Raw genomic sequence first — 23478 nt, 5'->3', positions numbered from 1 at the left:
GTGTCTGGATAAGCGTCTGGGCAAGCGCCTGGGCAAGCATCTGGACGCACGTCAGGGTCTCACGTCTGCTCGGCGACAGTTCTCGGCGGTGCGAAAGTCGATCACCCAGACACCCTCCCGCAAGGTCTGGGTGAAGATTCTCGGCGATCCCCCCTCATCTCCCGGGGCATCCACTGACGCGCGCTCGTCACAGACAGGCGGCTCCTTGATACTGGCCTTGCGCTCATCATCGCGCAGCAGGGTCGCCGCACTGGCACCGGCCATGCGCAATCTCACCACAGCCCAATAGTTGTCAGGCGTGAAGGCGGCGATCAGGTTCTGGCGCACGGCGGGCACCTGACGCTCAGCGACCCGCGCCAGCGGTGCCAGCGGCGCCTTCCCCAGCACCTGCACCGCCAGCTCGTCATCGGGCCGATAGGTGGCGCGGTCACGTGGTGAGGTGATCGGCAGTCCCAGCTCACGTGCCTGGGTGACGATCTCACGCGCCAGCTGGGTCTCATGGGTCTGCTGGGCGGCCAGCGCATTGCTCCAGGCCGCGAAGATCAACCAGTGACGCAGCAACAGCAGTGCCGCCAGCGCCAGCAGACAGCGCCGCAGCGTGAAGCGCTCGGAGCCTCTCGCCTGCCGGCCCGCCAGGCTCAGCATCAGGGCACCGCCCAGCAGTGCCCCCCAGCCCACCAGGGTGCGCGAGTGAAAGACCGGCTCCGCCAGCATCAGCATCGGCCCCCACAGTGCAGGTATCAGCAGCAGCGCCCACAGCAGACGACTCAGACGCTCCAGCGTCAGCTGGCGCGAGGACACCTGGCGTGCGCCATGCCGCCGGCCTGCTGTCATCAGCGCCGCCCCCAGCGCTACCACCAGCAGGCTGCCACTCAGTGCCCCGCTGACGAGATCCAGTCCGCCACGCAGGGCGGCAAGTGCCTGTACGAGATGCTGCTCCAAGGCGGCCAGCAGCGCCGGCAGATCCCCCAGCGACAGCATCTCGCCGTGCTGCTGGCTGTAGTCGCCCGCCACCAGCAGTCGTGACAGCGGCAGGTAGAGCAGCAAGGCAGCCAGCACCAGTCCGCCGCGCTGCAGCAGCGCAAGCCAGGCGCGCCATACCGATTCACTCTGTTCGGTCTTTCCCTCTTCGAACTTCCTCTCTTCGGTATTTCTCTCTTCAGCCTCTCTCCTTTCGACCCCGCGCGGGCGCGACCCCATCAGGGCGTCCAGCAGGCTCAGTACCAGAAAGGCGTTCAGCGCCGGCTGGTAGCAGCACAGGGCCAGCAGCAGCAATCCCAGCGCCATCAATGAAGGTTGCCAGCGGCGCTGCGAACGTTGCACCGGCCCGTGGACACCCGGGCGCAGGATCAGGCTGGCCAGCATCGCGCTGGCAAGCCCGAGACTCATCGGCAGGCTGTCGTAGGCATAGCTGAAGTTCTGCAGCGTGAAGGGTGTCAGCCAGATGAGCGCATTGCCCAGCACGCAGACGCCCGGCGAGAGCCCCGGCACCCGGCGCCACCAGACCAGCGCCATACCGGCCGCGATGCCCCAGGCCGCCAGCTGCGGCAAGGGCGCGACATTGACAAGCTCTCCCCCGAAGCCCAGCAGGCGCATCACGCCTTCCGCGGCCGGCCGGGCATTCAGCCCCCATCCGAAGTAGCCATCCAGGGTACGACTCATGTCATCCAGATAGAGGGCCTGCTGGCTTAACAGCGGCACGAGCCCGATGCCGAGCACGGCCAGGCTGGCAAGCAGAAGGCGCCACGCCTGGCGACGTTGGCGACGAGTCAGATCCATGATCATGTACAAGAGACGACACTCCCGGTCCTGGAGGATGAACCACTGCCACACTCGAGAGTAGCTGACTCGCGCCACAAAAAAACGCCACCCGAAGGTGGCGTTCTTTTGTGTCATATCACGGCATGTCATGGCATGGCATGCCATCACGCGAGGACAGGTGGCTTACTCGGCCGCCCTGCCCGGCTGATGGATATGCACATCGCGCTGCGGATAGGGGATGCTGATGCCGCGCTCATCGAAGGTCAGCTTGATGCGCTCGGTCATGTCCCACTTCAGTGCCCAGTAGTCGGAGGCCTGGCACCACATGCGGAAGTTGAAGTTGACCGAGCTGTCGGCCAGTTCCGCCACGGCGATCAGGTAGGACGGCTCCTTCATGATGCGCTCGTCGCTGTTGACCAGCTCCTCGAGCACCGCCTTGACCTGACGGATGTCGTCGTCATAGCTGACCCCGACCACCAGATCCAGACGACGTGTCGGCAGTGCCGAATAATTGGTGATGGTCTGGGACATCACGCTGGAGTTGGGCACGGTGACCTTGCGATTGTCCGGCGTCACCAGACGAGTCTGCAGCATGGTGATCTGGTCGACGCTGCCGGACGTCCCGGCGGCCTCGATGTAATCGCCCTTCTTGAACGGACGCAGCGTCACCAGCAGGAAGCCCGAGGCCAAATTGGACAGTGAGCTCTGCAGTGCCAGACCGATGGCCAGACCCGCCGCACCCAGCGCCGCGATCATCGACGTGGTATCGACCCCCACCTGATCCAGCGCGGTCAGCAGCACCATGACCACCAGAATCGCGTAGGCGATCTGACCGACGAAGCCTGCTGCCGCCTCGTCCATGCTCTTGCGCTGCAACAGCGAGGTGACCCAGCGGGTCAGACGCTTGGCCACCCACATCCCGAACACCAGCACGGCCAGTGCTGACAACAGGGTTCCGCCCCACCACAACGCCAGCTCGAACAACTGGTCGGTTTCCATGGGAATGGCATTCAGAAAATCCACACTAACTCCTTGTAAGCCCCTTGCGATGACAGTCACTGACTACCGGGCGCTTTCTCTTGATAGGACGCGAGCCGTTCACCATCAGGCGAACTGCCGCTCGGTCGGACGGATCATTCACGTTGCCGCGCGCACAATTTACCTGACTATCGTCGCCGCGTCAGTGCCATCGCGCGCCGCCGGTCAGGGTCATGGAGCACTGTCGGGCGGCGTCAGCCCCAGGGTCGAGCGCAACATCACGCTATCCAGGCGCAGGCCAACGGGAAACTTGTTGCCATCGATCCCGACATCCCGCGGGGCAATGGGCGGCGGCCCCTTGAGCGTCAGATGCAGGCTGCCGTCCGGCTGGATCAACCGCTCCGGCACCTCCACCTCGTGGCTGGCCTGACGACCGCCCACCGGCCAGCGGGCCAACAGCTCGCCTTCCCCCCACACCTCCACCGGGCGGGGTTCGGCGTCATCGGGATAGCGTGACAGCGCGAGTGCCACCACGACCGGCTGCCTGAGGCCCGGCGTGACCTTCAGACGCAGACCCACCTGCGCCTGGCGTGCACTGACCGGCCGATCCTCCTTGGGCGAATAGAACCCTTCCCACAGCACGCCGCAGTTGCCAAGCGGCTCCCCCTTGCGCACGGGATAGCGCTCGCCCAAGGCGAGAACCGGTACCTCGCCCATCGGGCGATAGCAGGTGGTGGCGTGTTCGATGAAGTAGCGTCGGTAGTGGTCATCCACCTGAGGGGTGCGTGCCAGCCACAGCATGCAGAGTTCGAAGGCCAGCACGGCGGCCGTTGCCAGCAATAGCCAGAGACGCCGCCGGCTCAAGCGGGTCGGCACGCCGTAACGCGCGTCGGCACGCCCTCCCGAAGTGGCGGAGAGGTCCGCACTCACATCAGACGAGCCAGAATGCGGCGTCATACCAGTTCTCCACCAGCCAGAGGTTGAAAAGCGCGCCCAGGGCGACCAGCCCCCAGGCAAGTCGGCTCGGGAGGCGCGTGAGCAGATCCAGCAGCGCCAGCACGAACACCGGCATGCCGATCAGGTAGCGCGGGATGGCGTCCAGCCCCGTGGCCAGCGGAATGAACAGGGTGAACGCCGCCAGGCCCATCTCCAGCCAGCGCCGCTGCAGGCCCAGCCAGCCGATCAACGCGATGCCGATCAGCGCCATGCTGGCCTGCCAGGCGGGCCGGAGCGTTTCCGGCGCCGTGAACCAGTACCCCAGCCCCTGCACCAGATTGACGATGGGATTGCCCATCTCGCGGCCCCAGGAGATCTGCACGTGACTGAAGGCCAGCGCATCGCCCGTCTGGTGGTAGAGCACCGCCATGAACAGAAACAGCCCCAGCGGCCCCATCACGCCGATCAACAGCCAGTCGGGGCGGCGCCACAGCTCGGCGAAGGCCGCCAGACGCAGACGCGCCAGCAGCTCGATGCCCATGGCGATGACCCAGAACACCCCGGTGGCTCGTGTCATCGACAGCAGCAATGTCCACAGCATCACCCGTCCGGTGCGCTGACAGCGCCAGTCGATCAGGGACGCGAGACACAACAGCCAGAACAGCGATTCCGAGTACAGCGCACTGAAATAGAAGCTGTACGGCATGCTGGCGACCAGCCACACGAACAGCAGCGGCGAGGCATCAGGGCGCGTGATGGCAAGATAGCGACACCCCAGTCCCAGGGCCGCCGCCAGCAGCACATTGCTCAGCAGTACGCCCATCAGCTCCGAGTCGAGCTGGCCGCCCAGCGTCACCAGCCACAACAGGGCAGGATAGAGCGGAAAGAAGGCCCAGTTGGCGGCATCACCGTCGCTCATGCCCCGGGCTTCGACATCGTAGCCACGGGTCATGATGCCCTTGAACCAGCTGCCATCGAACTGGGCCATGGCATGCAGGTAGCTTTGATCGCCATGGGCGGCGATGGCCAGCCACGCAAGCCGCGTGATCACCAGTGCCAGCAGGATATGTGCCCAGGGAATGCTGGCGGTGCGTGCGCGCACCAGCGCCTCGCTCGGCGATGGCGTCTCGGCGATCAACGCGGCCCCCAGGGCCGCCAGCCGCCCCTTGCCCATCCGCTCGGCCTTCACGGCAGTGCTGTCGTTCATGAGGCTCATTCCTTGAAGGCCCAGAGTCGTGATGCCAGATAGGTCACGACGGGTACCGAGAGCGTCGCGATCGCGATGGCCACGAAGCCGCTCATGCCGAGCCCCTGGATCAGCACGGCCAGCAACCCGTTGTTGAGCGCGAAGCCGCTGGCCGCCACCAGCGCGAACCGCCAGGCGCTGCCCTGTCGCTTGAAGGTCAGACGTCGATGCCCCACCAGCGAGACCTGGAAGGCCACACAGAAGGCCACGATATTGGCGATGAATTCATTGAGCGGTGGCCAGAGAAACAGCATCAACGCGGCGACCGCGAGGTGCACCCCCGTGGCGGCCAGCCCCACCAGACCGAAACGGGTGGCGGTGCCAGCTTCCTGTCGTGCCCGCTCTGCGGTGCTGGACGTCTGGCGTGACGTGGCATCATCCCTCACGCGAGTCTCCTCGCGTCATGTCAGGCTCGGCACTCTGACAGGATTCACGGCGGCGACTGGCCTCACGGTCACGCTGTCCGCGCAAGACCCGCGCCGTGCTGAGGCCACTGTCCAGCCCGCTGTCCGGCGAGGTAGCGCCACCGGGGCCATCCTGCAGGCTGTCGTGATCGATCAGATACAGCGGGCGCTGCTTGGTCTCCATGAACAGGCGCCCGAGATATTCGCCCAGCACGCCGATGGAAATCAGCTGCATGCCGCCGAAGAACAGCACCGCGATCATCAGGGACGCATACCCCGGGGCATCAATGCCGAACAGCACCGTCTTGCTGATGATGACGAGAATGTAGAGGAAGGACAGCCCCGCGATGCACGCGCCGAGGTAGGTCCAGACCCGCAGCGGCCAGGTCGAGAAGCTCACCACGCCGTCCAGGGCGAAGTTCCACAGCTTCCAGTAGTTGAACTTGGTCGTGCCGGCGGTCCTTGCCGGGCGCTGATAGGTGACGCCAACCGAGCGATAACCGGGCCAGGAGAACAGTCCCTTCATGAAACGGTTGCGCTCCGGCATGCGGCGCAACGCCTCGACGACCCGACGATCCAGCAGTCGGAAATCCCCGGCGTCCCGTGGAATCTCGGTAAAGGTCAGGCGATTGAAGATGCGATAGAACCATCCTGCCGTCTTGCGCTTGGTGGCGGTGTCTTCATCACGCGCGGCGCGGACGCCATAGACCATGTCGTAGCCGGCCTGCCACTGGGTGATGAATTCGAGTATCACCTCGGGCGGGTCCTGGAGGTCGACATCCATCGGCACGATGGCATCGCCTCGCGCCTGCTCGATGCCGGCGCTCATGGCCGCTTCCTTGCCGAAGTTGCGTGTCAGGCTCAGATAACGAATGCGTGAGTCATCGGTCGCGGCAGCTTCCAGGCGCGCCAGGGTGGCATCGCTGGAGCCATCGTCGACGAACAGGATTTCCAGGTGCGGTACCTGCGCTGCCAGGGTGGCATCGATGGCGGCAAGAAACGGCGCGATCGTCTCCTCTTCATTCATCACCGGCACCACCAGCGACAGCACCCAGTCGCCTGATTGGCGCCGCGTCATGTCGCGTGGGATATAACCTGCAGACGCCGTGGACGGCCTGCTTCCCTCGGGTCCGCGGGCCGAACCGCGGGCAGAGTCAACGGATGATCGCATGCCTTCCTCCTCGAAGAGCGGTCTGGATATCGCTCGTGAACCATTGTTGTTGATATCGGTCGCCCAGCCATACCCCCACGACAGCACGCTCGGGCGCACAGGGGGTCTCTTGTGTTAGGTGGGGCTCGCAGGAGGGATTGCAATGACGCCTCGCCCACCACGCCCGGATGCACAAGCCCAGGGCATGGGCCAAGGGCATGAGCGAATCGCGGTGACCTCCAGGCCCCCTCTCACGCGGTTGCACTGGCGTTATAGGGCGCGGACTGGCGGGATGTAAAGCGATATCGCATGTCGCTGCCGCTCAAGAAGGGCTCGCTTGCCTCCCCGGTGACACTTCTCGCGCCAGCATCCCCCCAACGCAAGAGGGGCCACTCATGGAGTGACCCCTCTCGGGACTTTCAAGGCATCGCGGTGGCTAGCTCATGCTCAGGGCGATCAGGGTGATCAGCAGCAGACACCAGCTCAGCGGTGCGCCCAGCAGCCAGGCGCGCGTGGCATGACGCGGCACCAGCCCGACCCCATGCGTGAAGCCGGCCCCCAGCCCCCACAGCGCGATCAGCAGCATCAGATAGCGCGGCCCGGTGGCCATCGAGGCGATGGCATCCGGCCCCAGCAGCATCCAGATGGCCACCATGGCAGACAGCAGCAGCGAGGCCAGATGGGCAGGGCGAGTTCGGCACCAGGCCGGTGGTCGTGAGGCGTACCAGGGTCGTGACATCGAGCTCTCCTTGATCAGAACGGTCGGCGGCGCAGAAGCATCGTTGAGGCCGCCTGCCTCAATCATCGTCAAAGGTGTGAGTCTGCTCAAGCCACAATGCATTGATGATGCCCGCGAAGCAGGCCAGCAGTACACCGAGAATCCAGGCGAAATACCACATGAAGTCGTCTCCCGGCGAGGGCGGTGCCCTCGCCCAATGATGCAATTATGAAGCGTACGGGAAAAGCGGTTGCAGCGTCGGCTGCCTGCCTCAGTACAGACTGTGTCCGTCCTGCTCGACGTGACTCACCGTGACGCGCCGCCACATCTTCACGTAGCACCAGGTGGTGTAGAGGATGATGGTCGGCACCATCACCAGCCCCGCCACGGTGACGATGGACAGTGTCAGTTCGCTGGAGACCGAATCCCACAGCGTCAGGCTGGCTTCGCCCATGCGCGAGGACGGCACGATGAACGGGAACATGCTGATGCCTGCGGTGGCGACCACACCGCCGACCCCGACGGAACTGGCCGTGAAGGCTGCCCCGCCCTGACGTCTGGCCGATAGCCACATCGCGGTGACGATACCCGCCACGGCGCTCAAGGGCGCGAGCAACGTCAGCGGCTCACGCGCGTAGACATCCATCCAGCTGCCGGGGCCGACCTGCTTGTCCAGCAGCTTTAGCGCCGTGCCGGTATCGCCCATCTGATCGATGCTGTAGCCCATGCCGGACAACCACACCCACAGTCCGCCCAGGCCAAACAGCCCGAGCGAAAGCAGTCCCAGCGGCTGCACCAGACGCGCACTGCGCGCCGCCACGGCGTCATCGGCACGCGCCACCAGCCAGGTACCGCCATGCAGCATCACCATCACGACGGACAGCGCCGCACACAGCAACGCGAAGGGATTGAACAGCCCGAGATAGCTGCCGTCGTAGCTGGCACGCATGTACTGATCGACTTCCAGCGGCACGCCCTGCAGCAGGTTGCCGAAGATGAGGCCGAAGAAGGCAGTGGGAATCAGGCTGCCGGCGACGATGCCGCGGTCCCACCAGCCCCGCCATTGGGGGCTCTCGAGCTTGGAGCGATAGTCAAAGCCCAGCGGACGGAAGAACAGCGAGAACAGGATGGTCAGCATCGCGAAATAGAAGCTGGAGAACGCCGCGCCATAGACCACCGGCCACACCGCGAAGACGGCACCGATGGCGGTGACCAGCCATACCTGATTGCCATCCCAGTGCGGCGCCAGCGTGTTGATCACCACGCGCCGTTCGCTGTCACTGCGACTGACCAGCGGCATCAGCATCGCCGCGCCCATGTCCATGCCATCGGTGATGACGAAGCCGATCAGCAGCAGACCCACCGCCACCCACCAGAACAGCTTGAGGATCTCGTAATCCCACATGATCCATTACTCCTTGAATGACAGCGAAGGATTGAGCGACATGCCCTCGTCGTCTCGCAGGGCGCCGCGCTCGAAGTGATAGCGGCCGGTATGCAGGGAAGAGGGTCCCTTGCGCGCGAAGTGGAACATCAGCCACATCTCGATCACGAAGAACAGGCTGTAGAAGGCCAGGAAACCGCCGATGGACCACCATAGATCCGACTCATCCAGGCTCGAGGCCGCCATGAAGGTCGGCAGAATCTCTCCGACCGCCCAGGGCTGACGCCCGAATTCGGCCACGAACCAGCCGGTCTCCACCGCGATGAACGGCAGCGGGATCGACAGCAGGCAGATCCACAGGAAGGGGCGCACATCGAAGCGATGCTTGGCACTCATCCATACCGCGACGATGAAGATCGCGAGCATCGCCATGCCACAGGCGACCATGATCCGGAACGAGAAGAACATCGGTGCCACCGGGGGGATCGAGTCGGCCGCGGCCTTGTCGATCATCTCCGGCGTGGCATCGGAGGGCGTCTCGACATAGCGCTTGAGCAGCATGCCGTAACCGAGATCTTGCTTGACGGCATCGAAGGCCTTGCGGGTCGCGATATCGTCCTGACCCTCCCGCAGCTGCTGAAGCAGATCATAGGCCTGCATGCCATTGACGATGCGTCCGCGGTGCTCCTCGGTCAGCTCCTTGATGCCCGGAATCTCGGTATCCAGCGAGCGCGTACCGATCAGCCCCATCACATAGGGAATGTGGATGCCGTAATCGGTGTGCTGGGTCTCCTCGTTGGGCAGACCGATCAGCGTGAAGGACGCCGGCGCCGGCTCGGTCTCCCACATCGCCTCGATGGCGGCCATCTTGGCCTTCTGGACATCCCCGACTTCGTAGCCGGACTCATCGCCCAGCACGATGACCGAGGCCACCGAGAACAGTCCGAAGGCCGCGGCGATGGCGAAGCTGCGCTTGGCAAAGCCCAGATCCCGCCCCTTGAGCAGGTAGAAGGCGCTGATGCCGAGCACGAACATGGCGCCGGTCACGTAGCCTGCCGACACGGTATGCACGAACTTGGCCTGGGCGACCGGATTGAAGATGACATCCGCGAAGCTGGTCAGCTCCATGCGCATGGTCTCGAAGTTGAAGGCCGCCCCGACCGGATTCTGCATCCAGCCATTGGCGATCAGGATCCACAGCGCCGAGAAGTTGGAGCCGAAGGCGACAAGCCAGGTCACCATCAGGTGCTGACGCTTGCTCAGGCGGTCCCAGCCGAAGAAGAACAGCCCGACGAAGGTGGATTCGAGGAAGAAGGCCACCAGGCCCTCGATGGCCAGCGGCGCACCGAAGATGTCGCCGACGTAATGCGAGTAATAGGCCCAGTTGGTGCCGAACTGGAACTCCATCGTCAGGCCGGTGGCGACACCGAGCGCGAAGTTGATGCCGAACAGCTTGCCCCAGAACTTGGTCATGTCCTGGTAGACCTGCTTGCCGGTCATCACATACAGGGATTCCATGATGGCCAGCAGGAAGGCCATGCCGATGGTCAACGGGACGAACAGGAAGTGATAGAGCGCGGTCATGCCAAACTGGAACCGCGACAGCTCCACTACGGTATCGGAGATCATGTCTAACCCCTTTGCGATAAGACGAACGGCCAGACTGCCGTCTCTGCATGCGCTTGCCACCGACGTCGGGGGCAGTCTCCCCCCGACTCCCGCCGGCAAGCGCACAGGCAATGGCACCGTGGTACCAAGACCTTGGTCGGACATTCTCTGCCCTCTCGCGACAGGCTCCAGATGACAGGTTGTCGCAGCCGCACTCCGGCAAGCGCCGCCTGCGGGGATCGCAAGCCCATGAGCTGACAGCGGAAACGTCCATGGCCCGCATCATTGCTGGGCTGGCGCGCAGTGGACCGCCAGCGGCCTCTCAACGCTCTTCCTGCGCACCTGCGCGACACCTGCGACCTTCCACCACACGCCACAGAGCACGGGCCTGCACGACAGCAGCCATGCACGGCTCGGACAATCCTGCGACGCGTGTTGAATGCGCAGACACAGGAGTTGCCGATCAGCGACTATCACTTCACCAGCAGGCTAACTATCATAGGGCGATCCATCGCTGGGTCCTGCGGCAGGGATTGCCCGTGACCCACCTCCCCTCTTTCGCTCGTGAACTTGCCATGACCTCCTTTTCCCGCCACTCCCTGTCCAGCGCCTCTCGGGGCCCACGTGCCACGGCGCCCCGTGGCCATGCCGACTACTGTGACCCCGCCCTGGGGAATCTGCTGGATTACCACGGCCTGAACCGGTTCGAGGCCCTGTGGCACGTGGCCGCCCAGGACGTTGATGCCCCTAACCGTGAGCGCGGAGGCATCTCGACGGTCTCGCTGCTCACTCTCGAGGACGAGCAGGGCCAGACACATCGCCTCTACCTCAAGCGCCAGACCAACCATCTGGGCCGCAGCCTGTCACGCCCACTGGGCGAGCCGACCTTCTCGCGCGAGTGGCGTGCCATCCGCCACTATCACGCGCTGGGCATTCCTTCGGTGGATGCCGGCTGGTATGGCGAGCGCCGCACCAGCAAGGAGTGGCGCGCCATCCTGATCACCTTCGATCTCGACGGCCGCGATGATCTGGACCACTGGCATGCACGCTGGCCGGCGCTGGACGATACCCGACGCACGCAAGTCATCACTGCCAGCGCACGTCTCGTGCGACAGATTCATCAGGCCGGCATGATGCACGGCTGCCTGTTCCCCAAGCATCTGTTCCTCAGCCGCCCACAGCCCGCCGCCGACGGTACCAGCGCCATGCAGGAACAGATGGATGCCGTCATCATCGACCTGGAGAAGACCCGACGCTTCGTGCTGCGCCGTCACGAGTGCCAGCGCGACCTCTACGTGTTGTGGCGCCGCCTCAAGGCCTGGCAGGCAGCGGAGTGGCGAGAGTTTCTGGCCGTCTACCTCGACTGTCCCGCGCAGAGTGACGAGGTCAGTCGATGGCTCAACGAGCTTGAAGCACGTGCCCAGCGCAAGCGTCGCTGAATTCCCACACTGGTGGGCGCATCGCGCATTGCGTAGCATGCGCTCACCTCACGAGCCGCCTACGACCAACGTCTCATGAATCTGTCGTGAAAATGAACAGCCCTGTCGCTGTCCTGCGCCACCTCCAGTCTCACCCTCGAGACATGCACCTTTTCTGAAATAATCGGTAACATCCGCTAACAAGACGTCAAATATGTTTTCAAACATTGTTCTAAAAAAATGCTTGCCAAAAAGAACAGTGTTTTTTATAGTTCATCTCGTCCCCTGAACAAGGCAGCCTTGCCACACTCGGTACATCCCCCGAGTTCGCCAGGCACCGCCGACAGGAAGCCCCCGAGGCCACAAGCTTCAAGGAGAACATCACATGAAAACCATCAAGATCCTGACTGCTACCGTCATCGCCGGCACCATGGCAATGGGTGCACAATCTGCACTGGCCTACGGCAAGGGCGACATCTTCCTGCGCGGCGGCGTTGCCAAGGTCGACGGCAAGAGCAACAACGGCAATGGTCTGATCGCCAAGGATGAATCCGGTTTCGCCGGCTCCGTGGGCTACATGTTCCACGACAACCTGGCAGTTGCTCTGCAGTCCACTGAAGCATTCAGCACCGACTGGAAAAACAGCGACGGTGGCTTCGATCAGATGCCGATCAACCTGATGCTGCAGTACTACCCGCTGGGCGGTACCGAAGCTCGCGTTCAGCCTTACGCTGGCGTCGGCCTGAACTACACCCACTTCTCCGGTGAGTCTGCCGGTGGCCAGAGCATGGACATCGACGACAGCTACGGCGCTGCTGCCGAGCTGGGTGTTGACCTCAACATCAACGAATCCTGGGCCGTCAATGGCTTCGCTCGTTACGCTGACGTCAAGGCCGACACCAAGATCAACGGCCAGGACGTGAACGACACCGAGCTGGACCCGGTCACCGTCGGTGCCGGTGTCACCTACCGCTTCTAAGTGCTGAAACACGCACTGACGAGCCGCGCCGAGCCATGACGCATCAGGGGTGATCCCCTTGCCTCATTGACGACGCACAAGAACGCCGCAGGCCTCAGGGCCTGCGGCGTTCTTGCATGCGCGGACAGTCGGCGAGACAGACGGAACTTGATTTGAATCAAGTGTGACGGACCCTTGTCGGACATGACGGCAAACCCTTGTCATGGATCAATTTTTCGTCGACATGAGCTCCTAGACTGACATCTCCTTTCTCACCCCCTGTCACTTCGGGAGCGAACATGTCAGCCGCACAGTCCTTCTTGCCCTTCTCCTTCTGCCGGTCCTCTTCACGCCCGCTGCGCATGGCGGCGATCACGGCCGCACTCACGCTGACTGCCACGTCGGCTGTCGCTGCGCCGTTCTCGTCGACTGACTCAGGCCTCGAGAACCTCGATTATGGTGCCGGCCAGTTCTGGACGCGTGCGGGTGTCGCCAAGGTCTCGCCTAAGAGCGACAACGGTCGCATCGATGCCATCGGTGCCGACGTGGACGTCGATGATGACAGCGCCTTCGCCTTCACTCTGGGGTATCGCTTCACCGATACCCTGGGGATCGAGCTGCTGGCCGCGCAGAATTTCGAGCATGACATCTCGCTGAATGGCCAGAAGGCCGGCTCCGTCGATCATCTGCCACCGACCCTGACACTGCAGTACTACCCCCTCGGTGGACGCGACTCCCGCATCCAGCCGTACATCGGTGCAGGCGTCAATTACACCCACTTCTCCGATGAAACCCTCGATGACGGCACCAAGCTCGAGATGGATGACAGCTGGGGCGCGGCCGCACAGATCGGTGTCGACCTGGTCATCAATGAGCATTGGGCGGCCAACGTCGCTGCCTGGTATCTGGATATCGATTCCGATGTCACCGTGGCGGGCAGCGTCAACGACAAGGTCGAGATCGACCCGATCGTGACCATGGCCGGTATCAGCTATCGCTTCTGAGTCGCGCATCTGACTGGCCACAGACGACAACGCCCCGCCAGCCCATCACGGGCCGGCGGGGCGTTGTGCTTTCAGGGCGAATCAGCGCGAGGGGGCCTGCCCGCTGCTCGGTGCCGACGTCTCGGGCGCTGACGGCGACGTGTCGTCAGCCGGCGCCCTGGCTACCTTGCCCGGACGGGGGCGATCCAGCACCAGTCCCAGCACGACCAGCGCCGCTCCCACCACCATCAAGGCGGTCCACTGCTCATCGAACAGCCACCAGGCCATCAGCGCGGCACACGGTGGCACCAGGAAGAAGGTACGTGCGACCTGGTGGGCCTCGCCACGTTCGAGCATCAGCATCAGCAACCAGATGGCACCCACCGAGATGGCGATCACCAGCCAGGCGAGGGTCAGCAGCAGACGAGGCGTCGGGTCGAAGGCGAAGCTACCTACGCTGCTGGCTGCGATGAGGAAGACACAGCCCGCTCCCAGATACTGGAATACCAGCCCCTCCACCAGCCCCATCCGACCACCGACACGCTTCTGCCACAGCGTCGAGCTGGACACGCCGATGAGCGCCACCAGACACCACAGCAGGCCGATCATCGGCCACTCGAGCGTAGCGCTTGCGGCGCCTGCCCCCTGAAGCACGCCCGCCCCCAGCACCAGACTGACGCCAATCGCGCCACACCCCAGCCCCAGCCACTGCCTGGCGCCCAGACGGATACCGAACAGCGGCAGTGACAGCGCAGCCGTCACCAGAGGGTGCAGGCTGACCAGCAAGGCCGTCAGCCCCGCAGGCAGCCCGGCCTTGACCGCCGCGAACACGCCACCCAGATAGGCGCCGTGCAACAGCATGCCGATGCCCATCTGAGCCAGCTTGTCATGGCGCTGCCCCCATTGGCGCGGCTTGCGGCGTATCCACAGGATCAGCCCCAGCACCGGCAGTACCAGCAGGCTACGCACCAGCAGCAGCGTGAAAGGCTCAGCATCCAGGGTTCCGAAACGTGCGGCGATGAACCCGGTGGCGAACAGGAAGACGAAGGTCAGCGGCATCCACATCAGATTGACTCCAGAGCACGAGAGACGGGACCTCACTGTCCCGAGGAGCGCTCACACCGAGCGCGTCAGGCATCGCCGGCGTGATGTGACATGAGCTTGCCGCGAAGGCATCAGGGGATACAAGATACAGAGAATGGCTTTTTCAGGGGATACAGTCCGCATGAGTGGCACTCAAGACCTCCCATCAGCGCCGCGCTACCAACAACTGGCGACGCGCTTGAAAGCCGAGATGGCGACGGGGCAACTCGTCCCCGGACTACGGCTGCCCTCATTGCGCCGCCAGGCGGCCCTGTCAGGGCTGGGACTCAACAGCGTGATCCGCGCCTATGGCGAGCTGGAATCCGCCGGCTTCCTCGTGGCTGTCCCGCGCCGGGGATTTCAGGTCGCGGCCGCAGCGGCGCCTCCCTCTTCCGCCAGCCGCGATCACGATGCCGCCCCGTCACGCTGCACCCCTCTTGCCACTCCGTCACTGGCCATCGATGACCCGGCCTGGCAGGCCATGGCACATGCCAGCGACCCGGCGCTGGCTCCGCTGGGCGCGGCGCATCCCGAGCTGGATGCGCCCGCCGTGCGGCGCCTCTATCGGCTGGTGCGCCAGAAGCTCAAGCATCACGCCGAATCCCCCAGCGCCTACGCGCTGCCCCCGGGCTCCCCCGCCCTGCGCGAGGCCATTGCCTCTCACCTCAGCCACCATGGCCATCACTGTCACGGTGACACCCTGTTGCTGTGTCAGGGGGCTCAGCAAGGCATGTCGCTGATTCTCCGACAATGGCGCGCAAGCCGGGGACGCTGCCGCATCGGCATCGAGGCCCCCGGCTATTTCGGTGTGCTTGCGGCGGTGGAAGCCAATGGTCACGAAGCCATTGCCCTGCCGACACATGCCGGAAGCGGACTGGATATCGAGGCATTGGCCAGACTGCTGGAGGAAGGAGAGGCAAGGCAGATGGACAGGCGGCAGACGTGTGCAGGCAAGACGCGGCCAGAGATGCCGCCCACGGCCGGGAACCGACACGGCAAGGCCGCCCTCGACGCGCTGATCGTCTCACCGGATTGCCACAACCCGCTGGGTGGCCAGCTGAGCCTGACGGATCGAGATCGCCTGCTCAAGCTGGCCCAACGCCACGGGGTACAGATCATCGAGAATGCCACCTTCGCGGAACTGAGCTTCGACACCCGCCTGCCCTGGCTGATGGACCTCCATCAGCGCCAGACAACGCCACTGGGACAGACAATATCACCGGAACAGGCACCCGGCGTGATCATGGTGGGATCGCTGTCCAAGACGCTCGACCCGCGAGCACGCTGTGGCTGGGTGTGGCTCCCACGGTCCGAAAGCGTGACGCCTGACGCCGAGCTGGGCATGCAGGGGCTGATTCGCGCACGCTGGGCCGATGGCATGGGCGACATGCCATGGATGCACGCCGCCCTCGCGGAACTGATCGCCAGCGGCGATTACGGGCGCCATGTCCACCGCATGCGCCGCTGCTACGCGAAGCGCCTGCAACTGCTGCGCGAGACGCTTGCCTCTGCTCTCGGCGATGGCGTCTGGCTGCCCGGTGTCAGTGGTGGCTATCTGCAGTGGTGCGGCCTGCCGGGACTCGATGGCGCGGCCCTTTCCCGCCTGCACCGCGAGCTGCTCGAGGCTGGCATCGCCACTCTGCCCGGCTACCTGTTCAAGGCGGTCAGCCCCGGCCTGCGCCTCAATGCGGCCCAGCTGCAGGACGATGAGACCCTCGCACGATTGACCACGACCCTGCGCAACGCGCTGCACGGAGCCGATGCCTAGCGAACGCTCTGCGCCTCACGCGCGCGCTGCTCACGCTGGCGCGCCCAGAACTGATTGATCAACAGCGCCAGCACGATGACCGCCCCGCCCAGCGCGAGACGCGGCAGGTCCGCGTCGCGATTCCAGATCAGCAGATTGACCAGCAGTCCCGCCGGTACCAGCGCATTGTTCATGATCGCCAGGGTACCGGCATCGACGCGCGTCGCTCCCTTGTTCCACAGGAAGTAGCCCATCCCGGACGCCACGATGCCCAACCAGCCCAGCACCACGAAGTGCACCGGCTGCGAAGGCAGCTTGTCGGTATTGCCGAACAGCAGGAACATCACGACCACCAGCGCCAGGGCGCCAAGATAGAACCAGCCGAACACATGACGGTGCGCGACACCTTCAGGCAGCTGGGGCGAGAGATGACGATAGGCGACCTGGCCGATGGCAAAGCACAGATTGGCCCCCTGAACGACGGCAAAGCCGAGCCAGAAGCCCTCGGTGACCCCGTCGTAGCGAATGATCGCCGCACCGATGACCGCCACCATCGCCGTGAGCAGGTAGAATGGCGACAGCCGACGTTTCATCATGTCATCCAGGAGGGTGATGTAGATGGGCGTGAAGATCGTGAACAGCAGCACTTCCGGGACGGGCAACAGCAGGAAGGAGCGGTAGAAGAAGATGTACATCAGCCCCAGCTGCACCGCACCGATGGCCATCAGCTGCCAGCGGATGCGGCCACTGATCGCCCGTGGGCGCAGAAAGGGAGCAAAGATCAGGCTGGCTAGCACGATGCGTGTCAGCACGGCCAGATAGCTATCGACCTGACCGGACAGGTAGACGCCGATCAGGGAAAACGAGAAGGCCCACAGGGCCGTGACACCGATCAGGTAGGACATGACGAGTAAACCCGTTAGGCAGAGAAAGTTGACAGGCATTGTAACCCTCCACGCGCTGCTTGAGCAGATACGCCACCTGGAATTTTCGTCACGCTCAGGGCCTGCCTCACGCAACGCCTGGTCCGGCCATGGCAGCGGTGAAGTGCGCCTCGAGAAGGAGATGCCTGATGGGGCCGGCAGGACTGGGGCGGAAGACTCGTGGGACATCCTCTTCAATGAACAGGGGCAGTTCCGACTGGAGGGCCAGGCCAGCAGTGTCACGTTCCGCAATCGCTATCGCTGGCGACTGAGCCCCGATGGCACGGCCCTGTCACTGAGCCATGAGCGCCGCGGCCGCGATGCGGCGGTCTTCCTGTTCGACCTGATCGAGGCTCCCGCAGGCGATGGTGACCACTTCATCAGCCGCGAGGCACACCTGTGCATCGATGACCTCTATTCCGCCACCCTCGTCATCGTGCGCGATGCGGATGACAAGCCCTGCGGCTTCGACCTCGACTGGCGCATCACCGGCCCGCGCAAGGATGAACATCTCGCCTATCGCTATCGCTGCTGAACGTGACCCGCGCTGCCGGCACATGAAAACGCCGCTGACGAATCACTCCGTCAGCGGCGTTGTGGGACTGGCGGCCGATCAGGCCAGCAGGCGTGCCGTGAACCATTCGCCGATCGCCTCGATCTCCTCGAGACACACGGCGTGCGCCATCGGCCAGGTGTGCCATTCAAGCGGATGCCCGAGGGCGCGAGCACTCTCGGCGCCAGCCTCCCCCAGTGCCAGCGGCACGATGTCATCCTGGGTGCCGTGATGGACACTGATGGCCAGCCCCTGATTGGCGGCTGACGGCGTGATGGTCGCGCTGGTGGCGAAATAGGTGGAGAGCGCCAGCAACCCACCCAACGGCCGCTCACAGCTCAACGCCGCCTCGTAGACCACGGCACCGCCCTGAGAAAAGCCTGCCAGCAGGATGCGCTCACTGGCGATCCCCTGCGCGACCTGCTCCTCGATCAAGGCATGCACGTAAGCCGCGGACTCGCGCAGCTGCACTTCATCGACACGCCGCCCAAGATTCATCTCGAGAATGTCGTACCAGGCCGGCATGCGCATGCCGCCATTGACGGTCACGGCCAGCTCACGCGCGTGCGGGAAGACGAAACGTACGCCGTGATCCGCCGGCAATCCCAGCGCCGGCACCACGGGCACGAAATCACTGCCGTCCGCCCCCAGCCCATGCAACCAGATGACACAGGCATCCGCCTGGCCCTGAGGCTCGATGATCTGCGGACTACGGTGGCCATGCTGGGGTGATGCGTCGTTCATCTCTGCGCTCCTGTCTGGAAAAGGGGAATGCCGCCCAGCCTACCATTGACATTGCCTTCTGCCACCTGCGCTCCCCTCATTCAGAGCCCGACCGCGCGATGCAGCACGCCTGCTCGACCTGTGCTCCCCCTCTTCTGGCGCGCCCTCACCATGACACTGCCTCTGGACGCGAGACATAAAAAAACCCGCCAATCGGGCGGGCAATGAATGTCGGGACAGCGACACCCAGGACAGGAAAGCGCTTGAGAAACCGTGCCTGCGGGGGGCTTTCTCAAGCACTCTGGGTCTTTCTGACGAACATCCTTCTCGAGATCGCCTGAGGACTGTCACGCCACCTCGATGCGACCTGTCAGCGCGCCATTCCATCATCACGCACCATCGATCCACATCAACGAAATACAGCGCATGACAGCGCATGACAGCGCATGACAGCGCATGACAGCGAACCACCATCACGAAATCTCGACAATATCGCCAGAATACTTGCGGAGTATTCACGATGAATCTGCCAGGCGATGGGACCGGCAGCCTCCCGATTGACAGGATATGATTTCTGTCAAAGGAGATTCGCCAGCCCCACCGATACCGCGGACTTCAGGGTGACAGGATCTCGATACCCCCCGCCAATCAAGGAAATTACTCCAGAATGTCGGCCAGTTCGTTCACATCCTTCACGACATGATCCGGCGCCTTTGACAGCGGGAAGAGTGCCTTGCCCGGGCGGGCGATGAAGGTGGTCTGCAAGCCCGCTTCCTTGGCACCCGCGACATCCCAACCATGTGCAGCGACCATCATGGCTTCTTCAGGTTCGACATCGAGCTTGTCCAGCACCCACTCATAGGAACGCAGGTCCGGCTTGTAGATCTGGATATCTTCAATGCTGTAGCGAGCATCAAAATACGGCAGCAGTCCCGCGTTCTCGAACTGGGCCTTGACGCCCTTGTTGGACGAGTTGGTCAGACTGACGATCTTGTAGCCTTCGGCCTTGAGCCTGGCCAGACCTTCCTTGACATCAGGGTGAGGCGGGAGTGTCAGCAACGGTGTGATGATGGCCTTCTTCGCCTGCTCATCCGTCAGTTCGACACCGTTGTTCTGCGCGACCACCAGCAACGAGGCGACACCGATCTGCCCAAAGTCGTGATAGTCCCGGGTCACGGTAGACACCAGGGAGTAATGCAGCATGGTCGAGAACCACAGGGGCAGCAGGTCTTCTCTTCCCCCCAGTGCCTCACCGACCGAACTGCGCATCGAGGTCAGGTCCAACAGCGTTTCATTGACATCGAAGATGAGCACCTTGGGCTTATCGACGACATCATCCGCCATCGCATTCCCCGACATCAGGCCGATACCCAACAACACTGAACCTGCCACCTTCTTGAGTTTTCCGCGCACCATCATGGGTCTCCACTTGATCGATATCATGGCATCCGGCCTCGACATTTCCGGTATGCCGCTCGGCAATCAACAACGTTTAATCACCGTGACTCACCATGACACCCTCACCATGAACTGGCGATGAATCTTCACGAAAAACGCGGGAAATATCTGCAATTATCCAGATTAACAATCCTTCCTTGCGAGGGCTGACTGGCTTGTCATTCTCGAGCGCCTATCACGCCTTGCACCCCAGAAATCGTCTCAAATCTGTCCAATGATACATCGCAGATATCAGCATCCAACCGGCGTAAATTTTGGCAAGAATGCCTCACGAAGACTCAAGAAAATCCTCTAACACCTTGTCGACATCCAGCACATACCATGCGCAGAGACGACCCACCCGGTGGCGGTAGCCAAGACCATCCACCAATGCGATCCCCTGTCCTCAGACGCTTTCGCTCAGGGCATGCTGGACGCGGGTAGCGGAAACGCTCTTGCCGGCATCATTGACGTACTGGCGGGAATCACGAGTGATCTGCGCCTGCTGACCATTGACGCTCTGGTTGTTCAGCGCCTGCTCGACACGACTGGCCGCAACACTCTTGCCGGCGTCGTTGAGGTGCAGCGGCTGAGTCGCTGCCTGCTGGGCCTGACCGTGGATCACGGATTCGCTGATGGTGGCGCGGACCTGCTGGTCGGCAACGCTATCAGCGTTGGCAACGCCTGCGGTGGTGACGGAGAGAACGGCGGCGGCGATGAGGGCATTGAAGGTCTTCATGATGTGACTCCTGGAAATGACACTGACGAAAGAGGTAGGGAAAGACAGAGTGCTTGAGAGCGACGCGCCGAGAGGCCGTGTCTTGCGACCCGTTGACGACTCAGCGTTGCATCGACTCACACGTTGTCGCTGATGCTCTGCTGGACTCGGCTGGCTGCGACACTCTTGCCCTGCTCGGAAACGGTGTCATTGGCCCGGGATACGGCAGCGGTCTGCTGGCCACGAATGTGCTCGGCATTGAGTGATTGCTCGACACGTCCGGCGGCAACGCTCATTCCAGTCTCCGCGAAGCTCTGCTGGCTGGTGGCTGCCGGCTGGGACTGGCCGATGATCTGCTGGCTGTTCAGCGCATTCTGGACGCGCAGAGCGGCAGGGCTGTCATCAGCGGCAAGGGCGGACGTGCTGGCAGTGGCGATGACGGCGGCGGCGATCAATGTCTTCAGTGTGGTGTTCTTCATGGTCTATCTCCTGGTCCTGGGTAGCGGATGATTCCGCGTGAAGTCGTTGTCAGCGAGTGAAGGATCTGGCGGGTAACCCCTGTCCGGGCTCCGTCCTCCATTGGCTGTGGGTCGTGCTTCGCTTAGATAATTAACAGACTAATCTTTATTCCGCTTTCTAACTAGCTGTGCCATTGGAAGCTCACTGTTTCGTCTTGAGCAACAAATTCGCGGTAGGCTGTCGATTCCGGGGCCAGCATCTTCCGCGCGCCCCTCGAGATCGACAATTCATGTCAGAGTCATGAACAATTCTTGTATAACTATAATGGTGCAGAAACTTCCTGATTCCGTGCCGAGTCAGCCATCTGACTGACGCCTTGCCCTGGCAGAATCCTTCGGTGTTCGAGAGAAATCCCTGTCTCGAGACTCCCCTCGGGAAAACATGTCGCCAGCGGTGAAGTGTGTCGTCATGTTCTGATGATACATACGCCAAGGCCTTGAGACTGGATGCAGTAGAAAGAGAAATAATGCGTTTATTTTTCTGTCGGCCAGCGACAGGAAGCCGGATAACTCCCTTGCAGAGCAGAGGATTGCTCACCCCGGTCGCCCGAATTGTTCCTCACCCACCGAGTACGCCGAAGGTCGCTTCCACCATCGCCGGGGGCCCTGGCTCAAGCACGCTGCCTGGGCGCGCTCGTCAGATGACGGCTCCGTCCTGGTCAGGTGACAAGGGGCATTCAGACCTCAAGAGACACGCGCACATTGCCTGCATCTTGTCTGCATGTTGCGTACATTCTTTGTTGAACACGCCGAGAGACGTGCAGCGCGTGGAGTACCGGCCTGACCATCACGGGTTGGTTCTCATGAGGAATCAATCCTCAACGACGATGCCCTCGCCAACGTCGTCAGCAGAGGTCGCGGGTCCCTCTGGCACGAATGGCCGCGTGGGTGAGTGAGCGTTACACTGGCGACATGCCCAACCCGCCACCCATTCCTGACAATGACGCGCCTTTTCAGGCCCCTCCCACCCGCTGGCCGAAGACTGCCGGGCAGACCCTGCGTGGCGAATGCGAGCGCTATACGCATCCGCGCGTCAGGGATATCGCCTGGCTGTTGAGTGCCCCGGACCTGCTGACACTGCTCCCCTATCAGCGCCCGGCTCTCGAGGCGTTGGGACTGGGCGACGTCATCGCTCGCCATCGCTGGCTGAGCGAGCTTGAGCAGGCCCCCGAGGCACTGGAATCCGCGGTGGATGAGCGTCGCCACCATCGGCTCGGTCTCTATCACGAGCTGCTGTGGCGGTTCGTACTGGCCCACGCCCCGGGCAGCCGACTGTTGGCCCACAATCTCAGGATCATGGAAGGCAAGATCACGCTGGGCGAGCTGGACATGCTGTATCTGGCGGCAGGCGATACGACCCCCACCCACCTGGAAGTCGCGATCAAGTTCTATCTGGGATTGCCACAAGGTCCGGGGCCGGCGGATGGCCTGGAGCGCTGGATCGGCCCGGGTGGCGCCGACAGTCTCGCCATCAAGACGCGACGCAGTCTTGCGCACCAGCTGCCACTGGCGCTCAGCGAGCGGGGGCAACAGACGATTCGTCAGGCGCTTGGCCTACCCGTGTGCGACGCCGCCGAGGCGACGGGAGACTCGGCCCCCGGGTGGCTCGCGGGCCAATGCCTGGCCATGCCCGGCGGTCTGTTTCGCCCCTGGCAGCCGGAGACACCTGCCGATGAGCAGCTGCCGCCACCGCGTCACTGCCATCCTTCAAGCGCGACGCAGGCTGGCTGGTGGGTCCCCGTGAGCCAGTTTGCCGCCTTCTGCCAGAGCCTCGACAGTACCGCGATGGATACCGCGCCGCTGCTGGGCTGTCTCAGGGAAAAGCCCGCCTGGCTGGCCCCTCCCCCTGCGCAATCACTGACCGGGTGGCGCGAGCTGCAACTCTGGCTCGAGGACTATTTCGCGCCCTCTGACGGGGAAGCGAACCCACCAACGGGCACTCCCCGGCAGGCGCCGCCTCAGCATCCGCGTCAGCTATGGCTGGAACGCGCGCCGCACCGGCCCTTGGACTCGCGACACGACACCCCCTCTCAATGGCGGGTATTCGTGGTGCCGGATGGATGGCCTCACTTCATCCCGCTGCCCCCGGCTTCCCCCACCTGACGACTCACGTCGCGATCAGGCCGGCAAGCGGACTGCTCGGGAGGGAGTACTCACTTTGTCTTGATGCGTGAAATCAACGATAATGCGCCGCGTCAGATTCAGGCGACTCACAGGTTGGCCTGTTTCTCG

Annotated in this window: 22 protein-coding genes; 6 read left to right on the top strand and 16 right to left on the bottom strand. The window is 63.3% G+C overall.

The features are described from left to right. Positions 1-51: 51 nt before the first annotated feature. From PJK54_RS00875 to PJK54_RS00830, 10 genes are all read right to left on the bottom strand, one after another. Positions 52-1779, bottom strand: a complete 1728-nt coding sequence (locus PJK54_RS00875; protein WP_271301982.1) for a glucosyltransferase domain-containing protein — start codon at positions 1777-1779, stop codon at positions 52-54. A 165-nt stretch (positions 1780-1944) separates the two neighbouring features. Next, on the bottom strand, positions 1945-2784 hold the full coding sequence (locus PJK54_RS00870; RefSeq protein WP_240499561.1) for a mechanosensitive ion channel family protein: 840 nt from the start codon (positions 2782-2784) through the stop codon (positions 1945-1947). Positions 2785-2970: 186 nt separating this feature from the next. Further along, positions 2971-3696 (bottom strand): hypothetical protein, encoded by a 726-nt coding sequence (locus PJK54_RS00865; protein ID WP_084209027.1) that lies wholly within the window; start codon positions 3694-3696, stop codon positions 2971-2973. Next, positions 3671-4882, bottom strand: a complete 1212-nt coding sequence (locus tag PJK54_RS00860; protein ID WP_271301981.1) for a hypothetical protein — start codon at positions 4880-4882, stop codon at positions 3671-3673. Before PJK54_RS00860 ends, PJK54_RS00865 begins: the two co-directional genes overlap by 26 nt. Before the next feature lie 5 nt (positions 4883-4887). Further along, entirely contained in the window at positions 4888-5307 is a 420-nt protein-coding gene (locus PJK54_RS00855) for a GtrA family protein (protein ID WP_084209029.1), read from the bottom strand. Further along, positions 5297-6403 (bottom strand): glycosyltransferase family 2 protein, encoded by a 1107-nt coding sequence (locus PJK54_RS00850; RefSeq protein WP_271301980.1) that lies wholly within the window; start codon positions 6401-6403, stop codon positions 5297-5299. Before PJK54_RS00850 ends, PJK54_RS00855 begins: the two co-directional genes overlap by 11 nt. Before the next feature lie 508 nt (positions 6404-6911). Next, positions 6912-7214: a cyd operon YbgE family protein gene (locus PJK54_RS00845; RefSeq protein WP_167593034.1), complete on the bottom strand. Its 303-nt coding sequence runs from the start codon at positions 7212-7214 to the stop codon at positions 6912-6914. 58 nt (positions 7215-7272) lie between these two features. Further along, positions 7273-7374 (bottom strand): cytochrome bd-I oxidase subunit CydX, encoded by a 102-nt coding sequence (gene cydX, locus PJK54_RS00840; protein ID WP_024951692.1) that lies wholly within the window; start codon positions 7372-7374, stop codon positions 7273-7275. Positions 7375-7464: 90 nt separating this feature from the next. Beyond that, positions 7465-8598: a cytochrome d ubiquinol oxidase subunit II gene (gene cydB, locus PJK54_RS00835; RefSeq protein ID WP_271301979.1), complete on the bottom strand. Its 1134-nt coding sequence runs from the start codon at positions 8596-8598 to the stop codon at positions 7465-7467. 6 nt (positions 8599-8604) lie between these two features. After that, positions 8605-10206 (bottom strand): cytochrome ubiquinol oxidase subunit I, encoded by a 1602-nt coding sequence (locus PJK54_RS00830; protein ID WP_084209032.1) that lies wholly within the window; start codon positions 10204-10206, stop codon positions 8605-8607. Positions 10207-10760: 554 nt separating this feature from the next. Here PJK54_RS00830 and PJK54_RS00825 point away from each other — a divergent pair. From PJK54_RS00825 to PJK54_RS00815, 3 genes are all read left to right on the top strand, one after another. Next, positions 10761-11624 (top strand): lipopolysaccharide kinase InaA family protein, encoded by an 864-nt coding sequence (locus tag PJK54_RS00825; RefSeq protein ID WP_271301978.1) that lies wholly within the window; start codon positions 10761-10763, stop codon positions 11622-11624. Between the two features lie 364 nt (positions 11625-11988). Continuing rightward, a complete protein-coding gene (locus PJK54_RS00820; RefSeq protein WP_065392614.1) occupies positions 11989-12582 on the top strand; it encodes an OmpW/AlkL family protein in 594 nt (197 codons plus the stop codon). Positions 12583-12860: 278 nt separating this feature from the next. Beyond that, a complete protein-coding gene (locus tag PJK54_RS00815) occupies positions 12861-13565 on the top strand; it encodes an OmpW/AlkL family protein (RefSeq protein ID WP_240499562.1) in 705 nt (234 codons plus the stop codon). Positions 13566-13646: 81 nt separating this feature from the next. On the opposite strand, the gene PJK54_RS00810 is transcribed toward PJK54_RS00815, so the two are convergent. Next, positions 13647-14609 (bottom strand): DMT family transporter, encoded by a 963-nt coding sequence (locus tag PJK54_RS00810; RefSeq protein WP_271301977.1) that lies wholly within the window; start codon positions 14607-14609, stop codon positions 13647-13649. A gap of 160 nt (positions 14610-14769) precedes the next feature. Here PJK54_RS00810 and PJK54_RS00805 point away from each other — a divergent pair, with 160 nt between their 5' ends. Beyond that, entirely contained in the window at positions 14770-16395 is a 1626-nt protein-coding gene (locus tag PJK54_RS00805) for an aminotransferase-like domain-containing protein (protein ID WP_271301976.1), read from the top strand. Here PJK54_RS00805 and PJK54_RS00800 read toward each other — a convergent pair. Next, a complete protein-coding gene (locus tag PJK54_RS00800) occupies positions 16392-17279 on the bottom strand; it encodes a carboxylate/amino acid/amine transporter (protein ID WP_084209035.1) in 888 nt (295 codons plus the stop codon). The genes PJK54_RS00805 and PJK54_RS00800 overlap by 4 nt on opposite strands. 28 nt (positions 17280-17307) lie before the next feature. Here PJK54_RS00800 and PJK54_RS00795 point away from each other — a divergent pair, with 28 nt between their 5' ends. Further along, the gene (locus PJK54_RS00795; RefSeq protein WP_271301975.1) at positions 17308-17832 is read left to right on the top strand and encodes a DUF6314 family protein; all 525 of its coding nucleotides are present in this window, start codon (positions 17308-17310) and stop codon (positions 17830-17832) included. 78 nt (positions 17833-17910) lie between these two features. Here PJK54_RS00795 and PJK54_RS00790 read toward each other — a convergent pair whose 3' ends face one another. The 4 genes from PJK54_RS00790 to PJK54_RS00775 all read right to left on the bottom strand — a co-directional run bounded on the left by PJK54_RS00790 (position 17911) and on the right by PJK54_RS00775 (position 21207). Then, positions 17911-18594: an alpha/beta hydrolase gene (locus PJK54_RS00790; RefSeq protein ID WP_271301974.1), complete on the bottom strand. Its 684-nt coding sequence runs from the start codon at positions 18592-18594 to the stop codon at positions 17911-17913. Between the two features lie 636 nt (positions 18595-19230). Beyond that, positions 19231-19992, bottom strand: a complete 762-nt coding sequence (locus tag PJK54_RS00785) for a haloacid dehalogenase type II (protein ID WP_254696438.1) — start codon at positions 19990-19992, stop codon at positions 19231-19233. A gap of 424 nt (positions 19993-20416) precedes the next feature. Then, positions 20417-20749: a hypothetical protein gene (locus PJK54_RS00780; RefSeq protein ID WP_271301973.1), complete on the bottom strand. Its 333-nt coding sequence runs from the start codon at positions 20747-20749 to the stop codon at positions 20417-20419. A gap of 116 nt (positions 20750-20865) precedes the next feature. Continuing rightward, positions 20866-21207, bottom strand: coding sequence for a hypothetical protein (locus PJK54_RS00775; protein ID WP_271301972.1), 342 nt, complete (start codon positions 21205-21207; stop codon positions 20866-20868). Positions 21208-22134: 927 nt separating this feature from the next. Here PJK54_RS00775 and PJK54_RS00770 point away from each other — a divergent pair. Then, positions 22135-23349, top strand: a complete 1215-nt coding sequence (locus PJK54_RS00770) for a DUF1853 family protein (protein WP_271301971.1) — start codon at positions 22135-22137, stop codon at positions 23347-23349. Positions 23350-23478: the final 129 nt, after the last annotated feature.

Origin of the sequence: Cobetia sp. MMG027 (assembly GCF_027947415.1) — a bacterium.
Classification (GTDB): Bacteria; Pseudomonadota; Gammaproteobacteria; order Pseudomonadales; family Halomonadaceae; genus Cobetia; species Cobetia marina.
Note: the sequence above shows the minus strand (reverse complement) of the source record. Positions and strands in the feature narration are given on the sequence as shown.

Bases quoted from the DNA above. Each gene is read 5' to 3' on its own strand.
- PJK54_RS00780 (WP_271301973.1), bottom strand. From the start codon at position 20,749: ATGAAGACCTTCAATGCCCTCATCGCCGCCGCCGTTCTCTCCGTCACC.
- PJK54_RS00845 (WP_167593034.1), bottom strand. From the start codon at position 7,214: ATGTCACGACCCTGGTACGCCTCACGACCACCGGCCTGGTGCCGAACT.
- PJK54_RS00860 (WP_271301981.1), bottom strand. From the start codon at position 4,882: ATGAACGACAGCACTGCCGTGAAGGCCGAGCGGATGGGCAAGGGGCGG.
- PJK54_RS00830 (WP_084209032.1), bottom strand. From the start codon at position 10,206: ATGATCTCCGATACCGTAGTGGAGCTGTCGCGGTTCCAGTTTGGCATG.
- PJK54_RS00825 (WP_271301978.1), top strand. From the start codon at position 10,761: ATGACCTCCTTTTCCCGCCACTCCCTGTCCAGCGCCTCTCGGGGCCCA.
- PJK54_RS00820 (WP_065392614.1), top strand. From the start codon at position 11,989: ATGAAAACCATCAAGATCCTGACTGCTACCGTCATCGCCGGCACCATG.
- PJK54_RS00875 (WP_271301982.1), bottom strand. From the start codon at position 1,779: ATGGATCTGACTCGTCGCCAACGTCGCCAGGCGTGGCGCCTTCTGCTT.
- PJK54_RS00805 (WP_271301976.1), top strand. From the start codon at position 14,770: ATGAGTGGCACTCAAGACCTCCCATCAGCGCCGCGCTACCAACAACTG.
- PJK54_RS00785 (WP_254696438.1), bottom strand. From the start codon at position 19,992: ATGATGGTGCGCGGAAAACTCAAGAAGGTGGCAGGTTCAGTGTTGTTG.
- PJK54_RS00865 (WP_084209027.1), bottom strand. From the start codon at position 3,696: ATGACGCCGCATTCTGGCTCGTCTGATGTGAGTGCGGACCTCTCCGCC.
- PJK54_RS00775 (WP_271301972.1), bottom strand. From the start codon at position 21,207: ATGAAGAACACCACACTGAAGACATTGATCGCCGCCGCCGTCATCGCC.
- PJK54_RS00815 (WP_240499562.1), top strand. From the start codon at position 12,861: ATGTCAGCCGCACAGTCCTTCTTGCCCTTCTCCTTCTGCCGGTCCTCT.
- PJK54_RS00790 (WP_271301974.1), bottom strand. From the start codon at position 18,594: ATGAACGACGCATCACCCCAGCATGGCCACCGTAGTCCGCAGATCATC.
- PJK54_RS00850 (WP_271301980.1), bottom strand. From the start codon at position 6,403: ATGACGCGGCGCCAATCAGGCGACTGGGTGCTGTCGCTGGTGGTGCCG.
- cydX (WP_024951692.1), bottom strand. From the start codon at position 7,374: ATGTGGTATTTCGCCTGGATTCTCGGTGTACTGCTGGCCTGCTTCGCG.
- cydB (WP_271301979.1), bottom strand. From the start codon at position 8,598: ATGTGGGATTACGAGATCCTCAAGCTGTTCTGGTGGGTGGCGGTGGGT.
- PJK54_RS00810 (WP_271301977.1), bottom strand. From the start codon at position 14,609: ATGTGGATGCCGCTGACCTTCGTCTTCCTGTTCGCCACCGGGTTCATC.
- PJK54_RS00800 (WP_084209035.1), bottom strand. From the start codon at position 17,279: ATGTCCTACCTGATCGGTGTCACGGCCCTGTGGGCCTTCTCGTTTTCC.